This is a genomic window from Nocardia sp. NPDC003345 (genome assembly GCF_053589395.1).
In genome coordinates, this window is sequence record NZ_JBSFRU010000117.1 from 1 (window position 1) to 16,710 (window position 16,710).

General features: G+C 67.6%; 18 protein-coding genes. 7 read left to right on the forward strand and 11 right to left on the reverse strand.

Translation table 11 applies throughout. The features are described 5' to 3' along the window. The 5 genes from ACWDU1_RS15350 to ACWDU1_RS15370 form a co-directional block, all read right to left on the reverse strand. Positions 1 to 930: formamidase (locus ACWDU1_RS15350; protein ID WP_449998980.1), on the reverse strand; the 930-nt coding region annotated here is incomplete at its 3' end. Beyond that, positions 927 to 2,423 carry an amidase gene (locus ACWDU1_RS15355; protein WP_449998982.1) on the reverse strand — a complete coding sequence of 499 codons (1,497 nt, stop codon included), beginning with the start codon at positions 2,421 to 2,423 and terminating at the stop codon, positions 927 to 929. The genes ACWDU1_RS15350 and ACWDU1_RS15355, both read right to left, overlap by 4 nt. Next, complete coding sequence (locus ACWDU1_RS15360; RefSeq protein ID WP_449998983.1) at positions 2,420 to 3,775, reverse strand: cytosine permease; 1,356 nt, start codon at positions 3,773 to 3,775, stop codon at positions 2,420 to 2,422. The genes ACWDU1_RS15355 and ACWDU1_RS15360 overlap by 4 nt, the downstream gene beginning before the upstream one ends. Before the next feature lie 82 nt (positions 3,776 to 3,857). Beyond that, the gene (locus ACWDU1_RS15365) at positions 3,858 to 6,032 is read right to left on the reverse strand and encodes an amidase family protein (protein WP_449998985.1); all 2,175 of its coding nucleotides are present in this window, start codon (positions 6,030 to 6,032) and stop codon (positions 3,858 to 3,860) included. A gap of 128 nt (positions 6,033 to 6,160) precedes the next feature. Continuing rightward, entirely contained in the window at positions 6,161 to 6,958 is a 798-nt protein-coding gene (locus tag ACWDU1_RS15370) for a polysaccharide deacetylase family protein (protein WP_449998987.1), read from the reverse strand. A gap of 238 nt (positions 6,959 to 7,196) precedes the next feature. On the opposite strand from ACWDU1_RS15370, the gene ACWDU1_RS15375 reads away from it, so the two are divergent. Both ACWDU1_RS15375 and ACWDU1_RS15380 read left to right on the forward strand, forming a co-directional pair. Next, complete coding sequence (locus ACWDU1_RS15375) at positions 7,197 to 8,510, forward strand: vWA domain-containing protein (RefSeq protein WP_449998989.1); 1,314 nt, start codon at positions 7,197 to 7,199, stop codon at positions 8,508 to 8,510. A gap of 82 nt (positions 8,511 to 8,592) precedes the next feature. Further along, the gene (locus tag ACWDU1_RS15380; protein ID WP_449998991.1) at positions 8,593 to 9,087 is read left to right on the forward strand and encodes a GNAT family N-acetyltransferase; all 495 of its coding nucleotides are present in this window, start codon (positions 8,593 to 8,595) and stop codon (positions 9,085 to 9,087) included. A gap of 31 nt (positions 9,088 to 9,118) precedes the next feature. Here ACWDU1_RS15380 and ACWDU1_RS15385 read toward each other — a convergent pair whose 3' ends face one another. Both ACWDU1_RS15385 and ACWDU1_RS15390 read right to left on the reverse strand, forming a co-directional pair. Further along, positions 9,119 to 9,322, reverse strand: a complete 204-nt coding sequence (locus ACWDU1_RS15385; protein ID WP_449998992.1) for a DUF397 domain-containing protein — start codon at positions 9,320 to 9,322, stop codon at positions 9,119 to 9,121. Further along, positions 9,319 to 10,203, reverse strand: a complete 885-nt coding sequence (locus tag ACWDU1_RS15390; protein ID WP_449998993.1) for a helix-turn-helix domain-containing protein — start codon at positions 10,201 to 10,203, stop codon at positions 9,319 to 9,321. The genes ACWDU1_RS15385 and ACWDU1_RS15390 overlap by 4 nt, the downstream gene beginning before the upstream one ends. Positions 10,204 to 10,480: 277 nt before the next feature. Here ACWDU1_RS15390 and ACWDU1_RS15395 point away from each other — a divergent pair, with 277 nt between their 5' ends. After that, positions 10,481 to 10,870 (forward strand): hypothetical protein, encoded by a 390-nt coding sequence (locus ACWDU1_RS15395; protein ID WP_449998994.1) that lies wholly within the window; start codon positions 10,481 to 10,483, stop codon positions 10,868 to 10,870. A 51-nt stretch (positions 10,871 to 10,921) separates the two neighbouring features. Here ACWDU1_RS15395 and ACWDU1_RS15400 read toward each other — a convergent pair whose 3' ends face one another. Together ACWDU1_RS15400 and ACWDU1_RS15405 are read right to left on the reverse strand one after the other, a co-directional pair. After that, positions 10,922 to 11,161 (reverse strand): hypothetical protein, encoded by a 240-nt coding sequence (locus tag ACWDU1_RS15400; protein ID WP_449998995.1) that lies wholly within the window; start codon positions 11,159 to 11,161, stop codon positions 10,922 to 10,924. Between the two features lie 45 nt (positions 11,162 to 11,206). Continuing rightward, positions 11,207 to 12,163 carry an endonuclease/exonuclease/phosphatase family protein gene (locus ACWDU1_RS15405; protein WP_449998996.1) on the reverse strand — a complete coding sequence of 319 codons (957 nt, stop codon included), beginning with the start codon at positions 12,161 to 12,163 and terminating at the stop codon, positions 11,207 to 11,209. 126 nt (positions 12,164 to 12,289) lie between these two features. Here ACWDU1_RS15405 and pip point away from each other — a divergent pair, with 126 nt between their 5' ends. Beyond that, positions 12,290 to 13,234, forward strand: a complete 945-nt coding sequence (gene pip / locus ACWDU1_RS15410) for a prolyl aminopeptidase (protein ID WP_449998997.1) — start codon at positions 12,290 to 12,292, stop codon at positions 13,232 to 13,234. Between the two features lie 119 nt (positions 13,235 to 13,353). On the opposite strand, the gene ACWDU1_RS15415 is transcribed toward pip, so the two are convergent. Then, positions 13,354 to 13,800, reverse strand: coding sequence for a YybH family protein (locus tag ACWDU1_RS15415; protein ID WP_449998998.1), 447 nt, complete (start codon positions 13,798 to 13,800; stop codon positions 13,354 to 13,356). A gap of 168 nt (positions 13,801 to 13,968) precedes the next feature. Between ACWDU1_RS15415 and ACWDU1_RS15420 the strand changes: the two genes are divergently transcribed. The 3 genes from ACWDU1_RS15420 (at position 13,969) to ACWDU1_RS15430 (ending at position 15,917) form a co-directional block, all read left to right on the forward strand. Then, on the forward strand, positions 13,969 to 14,577 hold the full coding sequence (locus ACWDU1_RS15420; protein ID WP_449998999.1) for a TetR/AcrR family transcriptional regulator: 609 nt from the start codon (positions 13,969 to 13,971) through the stop codon (positions 14,575 to 14,577). Then, on the forward strand, positions 14,574 to 15,164 hold the full coding sequence (locus ACWDU1_RS15425; protein ID WP_449999000.1) for a GNAT family N-acetyltransferase: 591 nt from the start codon (positions 14,574 to 14,576) through the stop codon (positions 15,162 to 15,164). The genes ACWDU1_RS15420 and ACWDU1_RS15425 overlap by 4 nt, the downstream gene beginning before the upstream one ends. Positions 15,165 to 15,350: 186 nt before the next feature. Next, positions 15,351 to 15,917, forward strand: coding sequence for an HIT family protein (locus tag ACWDU1_RS15430; protein ID WP_449999001.1), 567 nt, complete (start codon positions 15,351 to 15,353; stop codon positions 15,915 to 15,917). On the opposite strand, the gene ACWDU1_RS15435 is transcribed toward ACWDU1_RS15430, so the two are convergent. Further along, positions 15,914 to 16,710: MFS transporter (locus tag ACWDU1_RS15435; RefSeq protein WP_449999002.1), on the reverse strand; the 797-nt coding region annotated here is incomplete at its 5' end. The genes ACWDU1_RS15430 and ACWDU1_RS15435 overlap by 4 nt on opposite strands.

Below are 16,710 nucleotides of genomic sequence, written 5' to 3' on the forward strand. Positions count from 1 at the left end.
CCACGGCACCCGGTACACGCCCTCCGTCAGGTCCCGCATGAAGGTGTACGGGCAGTCGCGCGCGCCGCCTTCGACGGCCGAGTATCCGCGGTGCCCGAGCTGGTAGATATTGTTCTCCACGCCCCAGGTCCGCCGGGCCTGGTCCGCGCGCGCCGGGACCACCTCCGCGGTGACCACCCGGTCGGGTGTTCCGTCCCCGTGCACCAGAATCGTGCCGTCGATATCGCAGACCATCGCCTCGCCCTGCGACCAGATGTTGTTGCCGTCCGGTCCGGCCAGCGCCACCGAGGCGGTGTAGGCCAGGTTCTGGAACGCGTTCGCCTGATTGGTGATCTGCCAGGCCTGCCGGATCGGGTAGGTGTAGCCGGCCGTCCGCAGGATGACGTTCGCGCCCTTGTAGGCGGCCTCCCGCGCCATCTCGGGCAGCATGCCGTCGTGACAGATGATCAGCGCCAGTGTCGACCCCGCCGGTCCCTCGCAGACGGGGATACCCAGGTCGCCCGGCGACCACGGTTCGGCGGGTACCCAGGGATGCATCTTGCGGTAGTACAGCCTTTCCCGGCCGGTGTCGTCGATGACGATCCCGCTGTTCCAGGGCGCTCCCGCGGGGTTTCGTTCCATGATCGAGAAGCACCCCCACACCCCGGCCTCGCGGCAGGCCTCGGCGAGCAGCGTCATCTCGGGGCCGTCCCGGTCGCACAGCAGTGCGTCGTCGAGCCAGGTCTGCGGGTCGAGCCCGTTGATGCTGTATTCCGGCAGGACCACCAGATCGATGGTGGGCATACCTGACTTGGCCCCCCGCACGATGCCCGCCAGCCGCTCGGCGGTGGCCGGCAGATCGCCGGGTTCGCGAATGGTGGGCACGCGCGCCTGTACCAATCCCAGGACCAGCGCGCCCGGTGTCGGGTTGAGTCCGTCGAGTCCGCTCATCGGGCGGGATGCTCCTCTCCTATCGCGCCGACAGCTGGTGGCCCGAGTTCCGGCCACAGGTGCTGCCACGGCTTTTCCTGTTCGTAGAGCGCCGCCGCCGCGAGCACCGCGGCGTCGCCCAGATGCGGGCCGACGATCTGCAGCCCGACGGGCAATCCGTCGGCGGTGAATCCCGCCGGCACCGAGATCGCGGGCTGTCCGGACCAGTTGAAGATATTCAGGAAACCCAGCCAGCTCCCGGCATCCACCATCCGGCCGTCGATCAGCTCGGGGCCCTGGATACCGATCGGGAACGCGGGTGCGGCCAGGGTCGGTGTGATGAGGAGGTCGTAGTTCCGCATGAACCGCCACAGCTGGTTGACCACGCGTTTGCGCATCATCTGCGCGGTCGTGAACTCCTCCGCTGTCCAGGGCTTTTCGATGAGATCGACGAGATGCGGGGACATGCGGTCCCGATGCTGTGCCACCAGCCCACGCATACCCACCAGATCGCTGTCGGCCATGACGATCGACCAGATATAGGACCGCGGATCATCGATTCCCGGATCGGCCTCGACCACCGTCGCGCCCAAGGTCTCGAAGGTCTCGACCGCCGCCGCCACGGTCGACCGGACCCGCGGATCGACCGGCAGATAGCCGAGGTCGGCCGAATAGGCGATGCGTTTTCCGGCCAGTCCCCCGGCCGCAGGCCCGGAAACCGCTGCGCGCCAGTCGACGTCACCGGCGGGCAGGGAATGCCGGTCGCGGGGATCCGGTCCGGCGATCACCGACATGAGCAGCGCGGCGTCCGCGACGGAGCGCGTCATCGGGCCGATGTGCTCGATGGTCTCCCAGCTCGACATACCGGGGAATCGCTCGTCCCGGCATCCGGGGTAGAGCGGGACCCGGCCCATCGACGCCTTGAATCCGACCAGCCCGCACAGCGACGCGGGAATCCGGACCGACCCGCCGCCGTCACTGCCCAGGGCGAGCGGTGACATACCGGTGGCGACCGCCACCGCGGAGCCCGCCGAGGAGCCGCCGGGAGTCAGTGCGGGGTTCCACGGGTTGCGGGCCGGTGGCGACACCGGGCTGTGACCGGCCGCGCTGTACCCGAACTCGGGAACGGTGGTCTTGCCCAGAATCACCGCTCCGGCGTTCTTGACCCGCTCCACGACGATATCGTCCTCATCGGGAATCCAGTCCCCGTAGACGACCGACCCGTTCCGGGTCGGTACTCCCGCGGTGGCGATCAGATCCTTGACCGCGATCGGCACTCCCGCCAGCGGTCCCGGGTCGTCACCGCGGGCGAAGGCCGCGTCCACTTCGGCCGCCTGCGCCCGCGCCATCGAATCGGTGCGTTCGACGAAGGCGTGCAGACTGCCGTCGAGAGCGTCGACCCGGGCGAGCGCGCTCTCCACGACTTCGGTCGCTGTCATCCGGCCGTCGCGAATCGACGCGGCGATCTCCACCGCCGACGTTCCGGCCAGTGCGGGCTCGGAGGCGAGTGTCATTGCGCCACCTCGGCTTCTGTCGTATCGGCGACCGCGGTGCGGCCGGCCCGTTCCGGGACGACCGCCTCGACGACGAGGTACGCGACGACCGCGCACACCATTCCGACGAGGGCTTCGCTCAGTTGCGGCGCCCAGTGGTGCACCGCGTAGGCGCAGGCGGCGCCGATGAACCAGGCGACGAACGGCTGGGCCCGCAGACCTGTGATCGTGCGCGCGGCCGCGCGGCGGGTGATCAGCTGATCGACGATCAGCACCGCGCCGATCGAGGGCACGAAGATACCGAGCAGATTGAGCCAGGTGGCGAAATGGCTCCACACCCCGGCCAGCGCGATCACCACACCCACGGCCCCGAGGATGATGGTCAGCAGCCGCATCTTCGACCCGGTGAGCTGGCTCCACCCGACCGCGCCGTTGTACAGGCAATGAGCGCAGACCGATCCGAGGTTCACGAAGACGAAGACGACCGCGAGAACGGTCAGCACCGCACCGTGATCGGTGAGGATCGGCAGGAAATCACCGCCGTTGGCGGCCGGGTTCACGGCGGCGCCCGCGGCCACGACGATCGCGCCGACGATCATGGCGATCGCGTTGGCGACGGGAAACGCGCTGAAGGTGGCGACGACGGCTTCCCTGCCGTTACGGGACCAGCGGGTGAAGTCGGCGGTCATCGTTCCGGAGTCGACGAAACCGGCGACCACGATCGAGATCGCCGCGCCGACCGAGAGCACCGTCGCATCACTCGCGCCCTGGTAGGAGGTGATCGCACCGATACCGTCGGAGCGCGTCGCGATCACCACGGCGACGATCCCGAGGGCGATGAACAGCGGCGCCGCGATGAGGCCGATGATGGTCAGCGCGCGGATGCCGATGAAGGTGATACCGATATACAGCAGGCCCGCGACCAGGGCGAGCAGCGTGGCATTCCAGCCGAGTGAGGTTTCCAGGGTCGCGCCGGTCAATCCCGTCTGGAAGGCGAACCAGCCGATCACGACGGTCGACAGGAAGCCCGCCACGATCTTCGCCCCGTTCCGGCCGAACGTTTCGGCCGCACTGAGCGCGAAGTTCTTACCGGTGGTGCCCGCGAGATAGGACAACGCGCCGACGTAGGCGAACAGGACGAGATTGCCGATCAGGATGGACAGCACGCCCTTCCAGAAGCCCAGTCCATAGGCGATGGTCCCGCCGAAGATGGCGGAGGTGAGGACCATCGGGAATCCGAACCACACCGCCGATACCGAGAACACCGACCGCCGATGCGATTCGGGGACCGGGACATTCTCGAATTCCTCCTCGAGCCCGGTGTGTTTATCCGGTTCCACCGCCGGTGTTTCGTCGATACGCGTTGTTGTCATGCGAGACCATCCTTTGTCGAACGAGAAGCGCCGAAGCGCCGAAGATTCCGTCCAGGTCACCGTTGACGTGGAAAAACTGTGATCAGCGGGAAGCCGAGGACGTCGATATCGCCGGCCGCCGCGGCCTCGCGGCCAGCTCCCACGCCCGCGCGAAACGCAGCAGCGAGAGCTCCGACAGCGGCCGGCCCAGCACCTCCAGGCCGATGGGCAGGCCAGAATCGGTGAAACCGGCCGGGATACTCATCGCCGGCAACGAGGTCTGGGAGGCGATCACGGTGTTGGTGGGAAAGTCGAGCGCGGTCCAGCGTTTCGCTTCCAGTTCGGCCCGCGTCGGGGCCGGGACCTGAACCGTCGGGTAGACCAGGAAGTCCACACCGGCCTCCGCCATCATCGAGACGAGGACCCGCCGCCATTGCTCCTGACGCAGCCGCCCCCGGAGGTAGACCGGGTCGTCGCCGGGTTCGTCCGGACCGGAGACGAGATCACCGAACAGGTCGGTGAGCGGGTGGAACCGCCCGGCCGCGACGATCTCGTCCACCGATGTGGCCGGGGCGCCGGGGCGCCGCGCCAGGAAATCGTTGATGTCCTTCCTGGAGCAGCGCGTGTAGAGCGATGTCTCCGCGATCCACGAGGGCAGGTCCGCGAGGCGCACCCCGTCGACCACCTCGGTGCCCAGCCTGCCGAGATGCTCGATCGCCGCCCGCACGACGGCGTTCGTCGATTCCTGGTCGGGTCCGGCGCCGAAGGCGTCGGTGAGCACGCCGATCCGGAAGGTGCGCAACAGCTCCGCGTTCACCTCGCCGACCCCGGCGGCGTAGTTCCCGATGTCCGGATGAGCCGTCGCGATACCGGTGTACGGATCGGTGGAGTCGTACCCGGCGATGCTGTCGAGCACGACCGCCAGATCGGGGACCGTACGCGCCATGGGCCCGGGGGTGTCCTGGAAGTGCAGCAGCGGCGAGAAGCCGGTGCGGGGAATGAGCCCCGTCGTGACCCGCAGGCCGAAGAGATTGGTGAACGAAGCCGGTAGCCGGATCGATCCGCCGGTGTCCTCGCCGATACCGACGAGGCACAGGTTGGCGGTGACCGCCGCCGCGGTCCCGGCGCTCGATCCCCCGGTCTCCCGGTCGGTGTCGTACGGGTTCTTGGTGTGGCCGGTCCGGGACGAGAACGAGAACCAGCCCGCGGCGAAATCACACATCGCGGTCTTGCCGAGGATGACCGCGCCCGACTCCCGGAGGCGCCGGACGACCGCGGCATCGGTGTCGGGTAGGTAATCGGCGAAGACCTCGGACCCGAAGGACGTCGGTATACCGCGCGTCTCGCCCTGATCCTTGACCAGAACCGGAACGCCGTGCAGCGGTCCGGCGAATTCGCCTGTCCGCGCGTACCGCTCGTCCAGTCGCGCGGCGTCGGCCAGGGCGTCCGGGTTGAGCGTGACCACGGAGTTCAGTTGCGGGCCGTCCGGATTACCGGTCGAGTCGATTTCCTCGATCCGGTCCAGATACCAGCCGGTGAGTTTCGCGCTGGTGGTCTCGCCGCGCTCGATCATCCGGTGGAACGACGCGATCGACAATTCCTCGTAGTCCACCGTGGCGGCGTCCGATCCGTGTGGTTCTCCGAGCGCGCCGATGATGGCCTCCGCGGTTGTTTCGATGTGATACCTGGTGGCGCCGAGGAGGGCATCGAGTTTCCGGCCGGCCATCAACCCGATCATGTGCTCGTGGTCCTGCCGGGCGTCGTCCAGGTTGTGACCCGCCGAGGCGTAGATCGCCATATAGGGCTGGATCCGGTCCCAGATGTTGTGGATCAGCTCGATGAGATAGCGGCTGCGGGCATGACTGTAGAAGGTCTGGTGGAAGGCGCGATTGAGCTCACGCCAGGCGTCCGGGGCGATCGCGGGATCGTTCATTTCGTCGAGAACGGCCCGCATGGCGGCTATTCCGTCCTCGTCCAGCCGGGGCAGCGCCCATTCGGTGGCGAGGAGTTCCACCGTCAGCCTGATGGCGAACAGCTGCCGGATCTCCTCCGCGTCGAGCGCCGTCACCGTGACCGCCCGCCGGTCGAAGGCGACCAGCCCTTCGAACTGCAGCCGCTTCAACGCTTCCCGGGTCGGCATGGTCGACACTCCGGCCGACTGGGCCAGCGAACGGATCGATACCCGGGTGCCCGGTTTGATGCGCCCTTCCAGGATCCTGCGGCGGAACTGCTGATACACCGTGTCCGCCACGGTCCGTTCCATCGGCTCCGCGGTCATGTGATATCACCTCACCTTCACTTCCCGGCGTGATCACACTCGGGGAAGTCTGGTGGGGCGTCATGTCATGGCGGTTCGGATCGCGTTACGGCCCCGTGACCAAGACCGCACGGGCCACCGGCGTCCGGTCAGGCGAGGGTGAGGACGTCGTCGAGGGTGACCAGCGCGAGTTTCCGTTCGCGGATGATGTCCACCAGTTGCCCGTAGCAGCGGGTGACAGGCAGGAAGTTGGCATGCCCGATGACAATCGTCTGCGGATTGAAGTACCTGTAGGCGCATTCGATGAGGTACTGCTCGGTGATATGCCCGGAATCGGAAAGCGAGCCGTACCACATCACCGGCACCCGGTACCCGAGATCGGCGGCGATCCGGTCCACCGCGTCGTTGTGCCGGCCGAAGGGCGGACGATAGTAGGGCGCGCCGCTCACCCCGAAGGTGTTGTTCAGGAACATCTTGCAGCGCGAGAGTTCGTCGGCGACCTCCATCTCCGGCAGCGAGGTGAGATCGGCGTGGTCCCAGGTATGGTTGGCGAGCTGGATCTGGCCGGAGTCCACCAGCGGTCGCAAGGCGTCGCGATGCTCGGTCCAGGCGGGGTAGTAACCGGTGACGAAGAAGGTGAAGCGCGCGCCGGTGTCCTTCGCGAACTGTATGTAGGCGCCCACGACCTCCGCGCTCGCGCCGTCGTCCACGGTGAGTGCCATCGCGCTGCCGGGGCCGGGCAGGGCGGTGATGGTCGCGGGCGGTATCGGTGTTCTGGGGCCGCCCGGCGGAGGCGGCAGCAGCGGCGGTTCGACGGCCGCGGGAACTCTCGCTTCCGGCGCCACCGGCCGCTCGGCAACCACCGGGTCGCCCTGCGCCCGCTGGCAACCTGTCAGCGCCACCGCGGTACCCGCGGCCAGTATCGCCAGCATCGAACGCCTGTCCATCGCCTCCCCGATCATGTCGACTCAACCGAAAATGCCATTAGACGTGCATTGATGCGCACATGAACTCTACCGGCGCATGCGGCGGGCACCCGGGAACGCCACGCGGCCGGCCGCCGCCGACACCGCCGATCCGAATCGAACGCGCGACTCTCGGATAACTCGCGGCAAACCCGGCCGCAACGAAACGGCGGTCCCCCGCGATTTCCACTGAGCCGACCCATCCCGCCGGAGGGAACCCATGTCCACCACGCACCTGATCAAGGGCCAGAATGCCCGGCTCGCCGATACCGATCTCACCGTCACGATCGATATCACCGCCGCGGCGGATCTCTGCGCGCTACTGGTCACCGCCGACGGATCGGTCCGGTCCGACGACGACTTCGTCTTCTTCAACCAGCCGTCCGCCCCGGGCGTCCGCCTGCGGCCCGGTACCGCGGGCCGGTCCGAGCATCTGGCCCTCTCGCTCGGTGCGCTGCCCGCCGAGATCGACCGGGTCCGCGTGGTCGTATCGATGGACGGCGCCGGTGCGACCTTCGGCGCTTCCGGTCCGCTCCACGCGCATATCACCGATTCCTCCGACTCCCGGTGTCATTCCTTCCGCATCGAGGGACTCGATACGGAATCGGTGGTGATCGCCGTCGAGATGTACCGGCACGCGAGCGGTTGGAAGGTCCGGGCGGTGGGCCAGGGCTACGCCGGCGGCCTCGCCGCGCTGGCGACCGACCACGGGATCACCGTGGACGAGACACCGGCGACCACCCCGGTCCCGGACACCCCGCCGCGGATCCCGGCCGCGGGCCGCGCGGGACACGAGCTCGGCCGGGACATCCGAGCGGTTCGCGGCGAGGAACAGCTCTCGTTCGAGAAGCGGCAGCAGCTCGATCTCCGCAAACGCGCGGTCGCGAAGGTCCTGCTCGACAAGGGCGCGGTCGGGGTGCGGGCCCGGGTGGTCCTGGTGATCGACAAAACCGGGAGTATGCGCCGCCTGTACTCGGGCGGCACGGTCCAGCGCATCGTCGAGCGCATGATCCCGGTCGCGGTCCAGCTCGACGACGACGGGAAACTCGAGCCCTACCTCTACGCCGTCGATTACGCCCGGCTGCCGGACGTCACGATCGACAAGGCGGATGCCTGGTGCGCCGAATTCCTGCATCTGCGGGGCCATCACGGCGGGATCGATTACGGCGAGCTGGGCGGATCCAACAACGAGTTGCCCATCATGCGTGAGGTCATCGCTTCCGTCGCCCGCCACCGCGAACCCACCCTGATCCTGTTCTTCACCGACGGCGGATTCCGTGAGAAATCCAAGATCGGCGCCCTCCTGCGCGAAGCGTCGGCACTGCCGGCCTTCTGGCAGTTCATCGGCCTCGGGCAGGCGGAGTACGGTGTGCTGCGGAACCTGGACACCATGACCGGCCGTCGCGTCGACAACGCCGGATTCTTCGCGGTCGACGATATCGACGCCGTGACCGACACCGACCTCTACAACCGGCTGCTCGGCGAATTCCCCGACTGGCTCCGCGCGGCGCGTGCCGCCGGCATCACGAGATGACTCCGGGTCCGGACCGCACCGGAAGAACGAGCCCGGCCGTCCACCTTCCCTCGGCCGGTGACACCGGGGGAAGGTGGTGACCATGGATATCGACGAGGTCCACATCCACCGCCTCGGCCCCGGCGACTGGCCCCGTTTCCGCCGCATCCGGCTGCTGGCCCTCGCCGAGGCCCCCTACGCCTTCGGTTCCACCCTGGCGGAAGCCGAGGCACGCACCGACCGGGGCTGGCGCGACCTTCTCGCCGCCCGGACCCAGTTCCTCTGCACCACCGGCGATCTCGACCTCGGCACGGTCGGCGCCGTCGCCGAGGGCGACGGCGCGCACCTGATCTCGATGTGGGTGGCACCCGATGCACGCGGCGCCGGTGTGGGGGACCTCCTCGTCCGATCGGTGATCGACTGGGCGAGGGCCGGCGGTCACCCCGCTGTCCGCCTGGAGGTCTCCGACGGCAACGATATCGCCGAACGCCTCTATCACCGCCACGGCTTCCGCCGCACCGGTGTCACCGCGACCATTTCTCCCGAGGATCCGCGCCTGGAGTTCGAGATGCGGCTCGCGCTACCGCCGAACCCGTAGCGCGCCCGGAGCCGGGATCGGAGTCCGCGAATCAGTGTGGATCGAAATTCCCGGCCTTGGCCGCACCGAGAAATGCGTCCCACTGCCCGGCGTCGAAGATCAGGGCGGGGCCGGACGGGTTCTTGCTGTCACGCACCGCGACCGAGCCCCGCGCAATATGGGCGGCCTCGACACAATCCTGACCGCCCGCGCTGTGTGAACTCTTGAACCATCGCTCGCCGGACAGGTCGATCATCTGAACTCCTTCGAGGCCCGTAGCATCAGGTCACGCGATGCCACCGCCGACAACGCTACACGTCGAAGCGTCTCCGCCTCGTGAGAGAATCGGGTCACCTCCGCACCGCTCTCGATATAGAGATTTCCCGTCAATCCTTCCATGTAGACGACGGGAGGCGACTCGAGACCAGAACTACGAAGAGGCGGAAACTCGAATAGAACAAAGCTGTTTCCCGCCAATCCGACCGGATTCGTCTCAGCGAACGCCACGACCCGAACATCGACGGAATCGCTTTCCGATACCCGGAGAAGGTGCCCGAGCTGTTCGCCGATGACCGATGAGCTCCCCACCTTCCGGCGGATCACGGCCTCGGACAGAATTGCCTCGAAGCGGAACTCTTCCCGATCCAGCGATACCTGCCTCTCGGCGAGCAGATCGAGGTGGCGCTCCACTTCGTCGGGTGAACCGTTCGGCAGGAACGCCCAGGTCATTGCCCGGCGATATTCCCGTGTTTGCAGCAGGCCCGGTACCACCGCCGTCTGCCACGACGTCACATGGTCGGCCGCCTCTTCTAGAGCCAGATAGTGATCGAAGCCTTGCGCGATGGCATCCGAATACGCCCGCCACCAGCCCGATCCGGAGGCCGGGCTCACCCGGATCTCCCGCGCCAGATCGAGCAGGAGCCGACGCTCGTCATCGGTCGCCCGGTAGGCGTTGGCGAGAGCGTTGAGTGCCATATCGGTCACCTTGGTGATACGGCCGTCCTCCAACCGGCCGTAGGACTGCGGGCTGGTCTCGGCGATTCGCGACGCCGCCGCCTGACTCATATCGATGCGTTCCCTGAGTTTTCGCAACTGCTGCCCCAGTGCGCGGCGCGGAAGCGTCGATCCCATGGCCATGATCGTTCCCCTTGCTAATCGGATGAGCGGAATATGGAATGCCCCGCGATGGAAGGCGGGTGATTTCCGGCGAAATATCCACGAGGCCGCTGTGAATTCCGTTGCGGCAACGCTCTACTCATAGGGCGCCCGGTGCGGGCCCCTCCCCCAATGGCCCTGGGGGAACATCGACCCGATGCCTGGAGTGCGGAGGGCCGGTGGTCCGTATCGACCACGCCGACAGCGGTTTCGGACCCCGCACCGGGTGCGCACCAAGACTATGCCAGGAGCATCACCGATGTGTCGAGCAATCGTGTATCTGAAAGCGGAACTGGTCGCCACGGCCGCCGCGCGCGAGAATCTGGAGGCCCAGTGCGGGCTACTCGCGGCCGCCCACGGATACCGGGTCGAGCAGGTCGTTCTCGCCGATCCGAAACAACCGCTCCCCTACACCCTCGACGAGGTACTGAAACTCGGCCCACCGGCGCTGATCGTGCCGGCGACCGCCCATATCGACGGCCGGGTCGACGAGGTACTCGAGCACTGCGCGCTCATCGTCGGCACGCCCTACAGCTACCGGCATCGCCACTATTGCGGCGATCGACCGGTAGGCAGTGCCATGACGCGCATCGATAGCGCCGCTCGCGATCGGCCCGCTGGGGTGCGGTCGGCGGGAGCATCCGGCTGAAATCGCCGCAACAGGAAAACCCCGGCGTCTCGCGCCGGGGTTCGGAGTCACTCAGTTCTTGTTGCGTTTGGAGGTCGTGGATTTCGACTTCTTGCTCTTCGACTTCCCATCGCTGTCCGGTTCCCATTCGTAGCCGGGCGTGCCTTTCTCGCAATAGGAATTGTCGACCTTGGTATCGGTGGCATCGAATTCACACCAGCGGTCGTTGCTGCACGCCACCGAGCCGAAACCGGCGGCGAGGGCGATGACCGTGGTGCAGGTGAGGGTGCGCAGGCGGGTGCGGGAGGACATGTTCTCTCCTGGAAATGGCGGGAAGGAATCGCGGGAGGACGGAAGTCAGTGGGTGGTCAGACGGAGGCGGGCGACGACGGCACGGTGATCGGAGCCCGGGACGGTGAAGGTGCTGATGTGTTCGGTGGTGCCGCCCGAGACAAGTATGTGATCGATTCCGATCACCGGACCCCAGGATCGGTCGGCCGGATACGTCAGCAGCCGGCCGGCTCCCGCCTGATCCGCGGCCGCGGCGAAGTCACCGCTCACCAATTGCCGGAAGGCGGCGTGATCGCTGGTCGCGTTGAAGTCCGCGCCGACCACCGCCGGCCCGTCCGTGCCGCGCAGGAGGGTATCGGCGGCGCGCATCTCGGTGAGCCAGGCCGAGTGGTCGATATTCGGCGGCAGCGGATGGAACGCGAACACCGTGACCGGGCCGAGCTCCGGGTGGGTGAGCGTCGCGGAGAGGTTGCCGAGTACGAATTCCTGGTGTCGCACGGGGTCGGAGAGCGGGAACCGGCTGTAGATACCGGTGCCGCCGCCCCCGTCCCCTGGATCCAGATAGTGATGCGGCAGCAGCGAATCGAGTCCGGCGGCACTCAGATTCGCGACCGCGGAGTCGGTCAGCTCGTTCACGGTCAGCACATCCACCTGCCGGTCCCGCACCGCCGCCACGAGGGTGCCCGCGTCGGCGCCGCCGAACAGCAGATTCGACTGCAAGACCGTCAGCTCCGCGCCCGCACCGGTGGCGGCGCGCCCGTCGGCCACGAACAGCGGCACCTGGGTCCACAGCACACCGGTGAGCACGATCCCCGCCGCGGCGGCGCTGCGCCAGCCCCGGGCGGCCACGAACAACACCGGCGCGGCGAGCGCCCCGAGCATCAGATACGTCGCCCCGGAGGCCAGCAGAATCAGCTCCCGCCGCTGCCATCCCCCCAGATAGAGCCCGATCCCGAGCACTCCGGCCAGCAGCGCACACCACCCCGCGCCGAGTACCACCCGGCGGACAACCTTGTGCGTCATACCGGCAAACCTATCGGCCCCGCTCGAGAAAACCTTTCGGGAACCTTGCGGAGCGGTTCCGCCGATGACCACAACCGCGCCCCGCGCGGTCGTCGAGGCCGCGGGCCTTCGCTAACCTCGGCAAGCGTGCCCACACCCTTTCCCCCGATCGACCCATATGCCGACGGGCTGCTCGAGGTCGGCGACGGTAACCAGATGTACTGGTGCACCAGCGGAAACCCCGCCGGACGTCCGGCGCTGGTGGTACACGGTGGGCCGGGCAGCGGCAGCAGTCCGGGGCCGCGGAAGTCGTTCGATCCGGATGTCTTCCGGATCGTGCAGTTCGATCAGCGCGGATGTGGGCGGAGCCTGCCGAGCGCGGCCGACCCGGACACCGATATGACGGTGAACACCACCGAACACCTGATCGCCGATATGGAGCGACTGCGGACCCATCTCGGTATCGATCGCTGGCTGCTGTTCGGCGGATCCTGGGGGTCGACCCTCATCCTCGCCTACGCCGAGCGGTACCCCGAGCGGGTCACCGGGATCGTGCTGGTCGGGGTCACCAGCACTCGCCGCCGCGAGATCGACTGGCTGTACCGGGACGTCGGACGGTTGCTGCCCGCCGAGTGGGAACGCTTCCGGGCCGCGCTGCCCGGCGACGGCGATCCGGTGGCGGGCTACCGCCGACTGCTGGAACACCCGGATCCGGTGGTCCGGCGCAACGCCGCCACCGAGTGGTGCCGCTGGGAGGACGCGGTGATCGCGCACGAATCCCTGGGCAGACCCGGCCAATACAGCTCGGGCCCGGATACCGCGACACTCGCCTTCGTCCGGATCTGCACGCACTATTTCGCGCACGCGGCATGGCTCGACGAAGGTGTCCTGCTGCGCGAGGCCGGACGCCTGACCGGAATCCCCGGAGAACTGATCCACGGCCGCCTCGACCTGAGTTGCCCGCTCGAAACCGCGTGGGAACTAGCGAAGGCCTGGCCGGACGCCCGCCTGCGCATCATCGACGACTCCGGTCACACCGGCAGCCCCGCCATGGGCGAGGCCGTCCTCCACGCCATCGCCCGATTCGCATAGCCCGTTGCCGGACCGAACCGTTTCGACAGGTGTTCTATCGAGATCGCAGGGCCGTCGAGCCGAAGCCGGGTCCTCGGCGGAGGCACCCGCCTCGTCGAGGGCGAGCGCCGGCCGGCTGTTCAGGCTTCGGCCGATCCGGCAATGTTGGTGTTGTGCACCGAACAGACCCACCATGACTCGTGGCGTTTGAGTAAGACCCAGGTGCCCCGGTTGGTGACGGAGAACTCCGGGGTGCGCAGTGATTGCTCGACGTTGACGACTGCGTGTTCGGGCGTGAGTAGCCGTAGGTCGAGCAGCTCGAAGCGGGCTCGCGCGTCGGGACCGGCGCCGAGGCGTTCGCGATGGTAGCCGTGCAGTTCGTTCCAGCCCCGGAAGATCGCTCCCGTCGGCGTGATGAAGACGACATCTTCGGTGAATGGCTCGTCGAACGCTGCCGCGTCCTTGGACTCCAACGCGGATTCCAGTGTCCGGAAAAGTGTTTCGATCTGGGCAGTCGTGACCGGGTCGGCGTCGGCGACCCCCGCCGTGGGACGGATGTCGGATCGGACCTGCTTGCGCGAACTCACTCCCCGAAGCGTACGCCGGCGCGTTCCGCGCCCTTCGCGAGCCTCGACGTCGACATCGCCCTCCCGGAGCAGCGCTCGGGGGTCGAGGACAGTGCCCACCACAACGAACAGGACCACGTCCGCGCTACTATGAAGTGAACATTTGTTCATTACATAGAAGGGAGAGGCGTGGCACGCACCGCCGAGCAGAGCGCGGCCATGACCGCGGCGACACGGAGTGTGGTTCAGACCGCGGCCGTGCGCGTCTTCGCCCGGCGCGGGTTCGCCGCATCGGCCATCCGCGATATCGCGGTCGAAGCCGGCGTCGGCATCGGCACGATCTACCGTCACTATCCGACCAAAGACGCGCTGTACGCCGACCTGCTCGACCAGGCGCTGACCGGGCTCGTCACCCTGACCGAGGAGCTTTCCGGCCCAGGGCATCCGGTCGAGGTGATCCGGAAATTCACGGTCGGATACCTGGCCGGTCTCGCCGCCGACGACGGCGCCGCGGAGTTCATGATCGTCATCAATCAGGGCGTCACCGCCGGGACCCCGGCCGCATCGAACGCTCGACTCCACGACGCACATCGCTCGATGTGGCGCGCCTTCGAAGACCTGATCCGGCGAGGCCAGGCGGCCGGTGCGTTCGGGCACGGTGATCCGGCGCAACTCACGACCTGCTACTTCGCGATGCTCGGCGGCCTCACCTCGCTCCGAGTAGGCCTGGGCGCCGAGTTCACGGCCCCGGACGTCGACGTCGTACTCAAACTGCTGACAGAAGGACGAACTGGATGATCGAGATCGAACGCGGTGACAAGCTGGGCGAGAGTTACCGGCGGCAGATCACCGCGGTGCTGGTGCGGGGATTCGCCGAGGACTTCGCCTTCTTCTCCTCCGACCCGGAGAAATTGACCGCCGCGTTCGAGCACATGCTTCTGCTGGAGCGTTTCGCCGTGGCCCTGGCCGATGGCGAACCTGCTGCCATCGCCTCGGTCACCACCGGCACGCAGGAGTGCTTCGCACCCCGGCTGCCGGACTTCCGCCGCCACCTCGGGCTCCTGCACGGCACCATCAGCTACCCGATCGTGCGCTCGCAGTTCCTCGGCGCACCCGACGAGGCACGAGCAGGACTGGCCGAGATCGCTTTCGTCGCCACCGCCCCCGCCTATCAGGGGCGAGGCTTGGGTACCGCGCTGATGCAGTACATCGTCGCTCTTCCCGGATACGACGAGTTCATCCTGCGCGAGATCAAGGATACGAACGCACCGGCGCTCGCTCTCTACCGCAAGTTCGGATTCACCGAATACCAACGGCGCCCCGTCCGCTTCGCCCGCCGCGCCGGCTTCGGCCACTACCTCTCACTCCACCTGAAGAAGGCTTAGCACGAGCGAATCGAGTCCCGCCCGGACAGGCAACGATATGACGGTCCAAGCAATGCACGTCATCATCGACGGGGATCCGGCGGCGCCGAGGGCGGAAGCCGCAAGAGACATCGCACCGGCGAACCGAACCCGCTGTCGGCAGAAGATCGGGCACCGGCCACGCCACCGAATGGAGCAGCGGTAACCATGGAACCAGAGAACACACCGGTACAACGCCGTGAAGTGCCGAATTCCCGGCAGATCGCAACGATCGATACCGACGCTTACGCGGACAGAATCCAAGCCGACAATGCCGCCGGTCGGTGTTTCATCTGCGAACTGGCCGACGAGCAGCCAACTCGCCACCGCGAAACCGTCGCCTACCGGGACGACCACTGCATCGTTTTCTTCCCGCCCTGGCCCCGTCTGTATGCCTACTGCCTGCTCGCCCCGCGACGCCACGTGACACATGTCGTCTCGGACTTCACCGAGGACGAATACCTCGCACTCCAGCTGCGAGTCCATCGCCTCGGCCGGGTCCTCGCCCAAATCACGCCCACCGAACGGCTCTACGTATTCAGCTTCGGCAGCATGCAAGGCGTCGAGCACGTTCACTGGCACCTGGCGCCGCTCCCACCCGGGACGCCCTTCCATGAGCAGCAATTCGCTGCCGTCGACAAACCCGAGTATCTCGTCATCGCACGACCAGAGCTGGATGAACTGGCACAGCGAGTCGGAGCGGGTATGGCCGCCCTGGCTCGGCCCAACCGCTAGGCGGTATTGGTGGGCGCGGGAACCGGGGCGACGGTACGGCGGTCCGCCGCCGGAGCGAATCGAGGAATGTATCGGTACATCACCACCGCCCCCGTCACCGACACCACCCCGAGCCCGGCGACCGCCGCCCCCAGCGCCACCACCGTCGCGGCCGCGCCCGCGGACAACGGGCCGAGGAACATCCCGAAATCGTGGGTGAGCCGCCAGGCGGCCAGGAATTCGGCGCGGGTGGCGGCCGGGGCCACATCGGCGCCGAGGGTCATGATGACGCCGTTGCCGAACCCGTTGCCGATGCCCATGATCACGGCCACCGCCCCGATCGTCCACACATCGTGGGAGAACGGCAGCAGAAAATACGAGAGCGCGATGATCAGCAGCGACGGAACCGCTATGAAGCGGCGGCCGTAGCGGTCCATGAGCTGCCCGGCCGGATACGAGCACAGCAGGTCGAAGGCGGCGCCGATACCGAACACCAGTGAGGCCGAAGCGGCGTCGAGGCCGATATGGTCGGCCCACAGCGGTAGTGCGGCCTCCCGTGACGCGCGCGCCGCGCCCATCAGCATCGAGCCGGCGCCCAGCGTAGCGAGCAGCCCGCGATGGCGGCGCAGGATCGTCGTCAGCGAAACGCCACCCGCGGGTGCGTCGTGGGCCCGCGGCGGGTCCGGTACCCGCGACATGAGGTACCCGGACACCGCCACACCCACCAGCTGCACCGCGAAACCGCCGCGGGTGCTGAGGACCCGCCCGAAATTCCGCTGCGCGGCGCGATGTGGCGGGCCGTACCGGTCGGCGT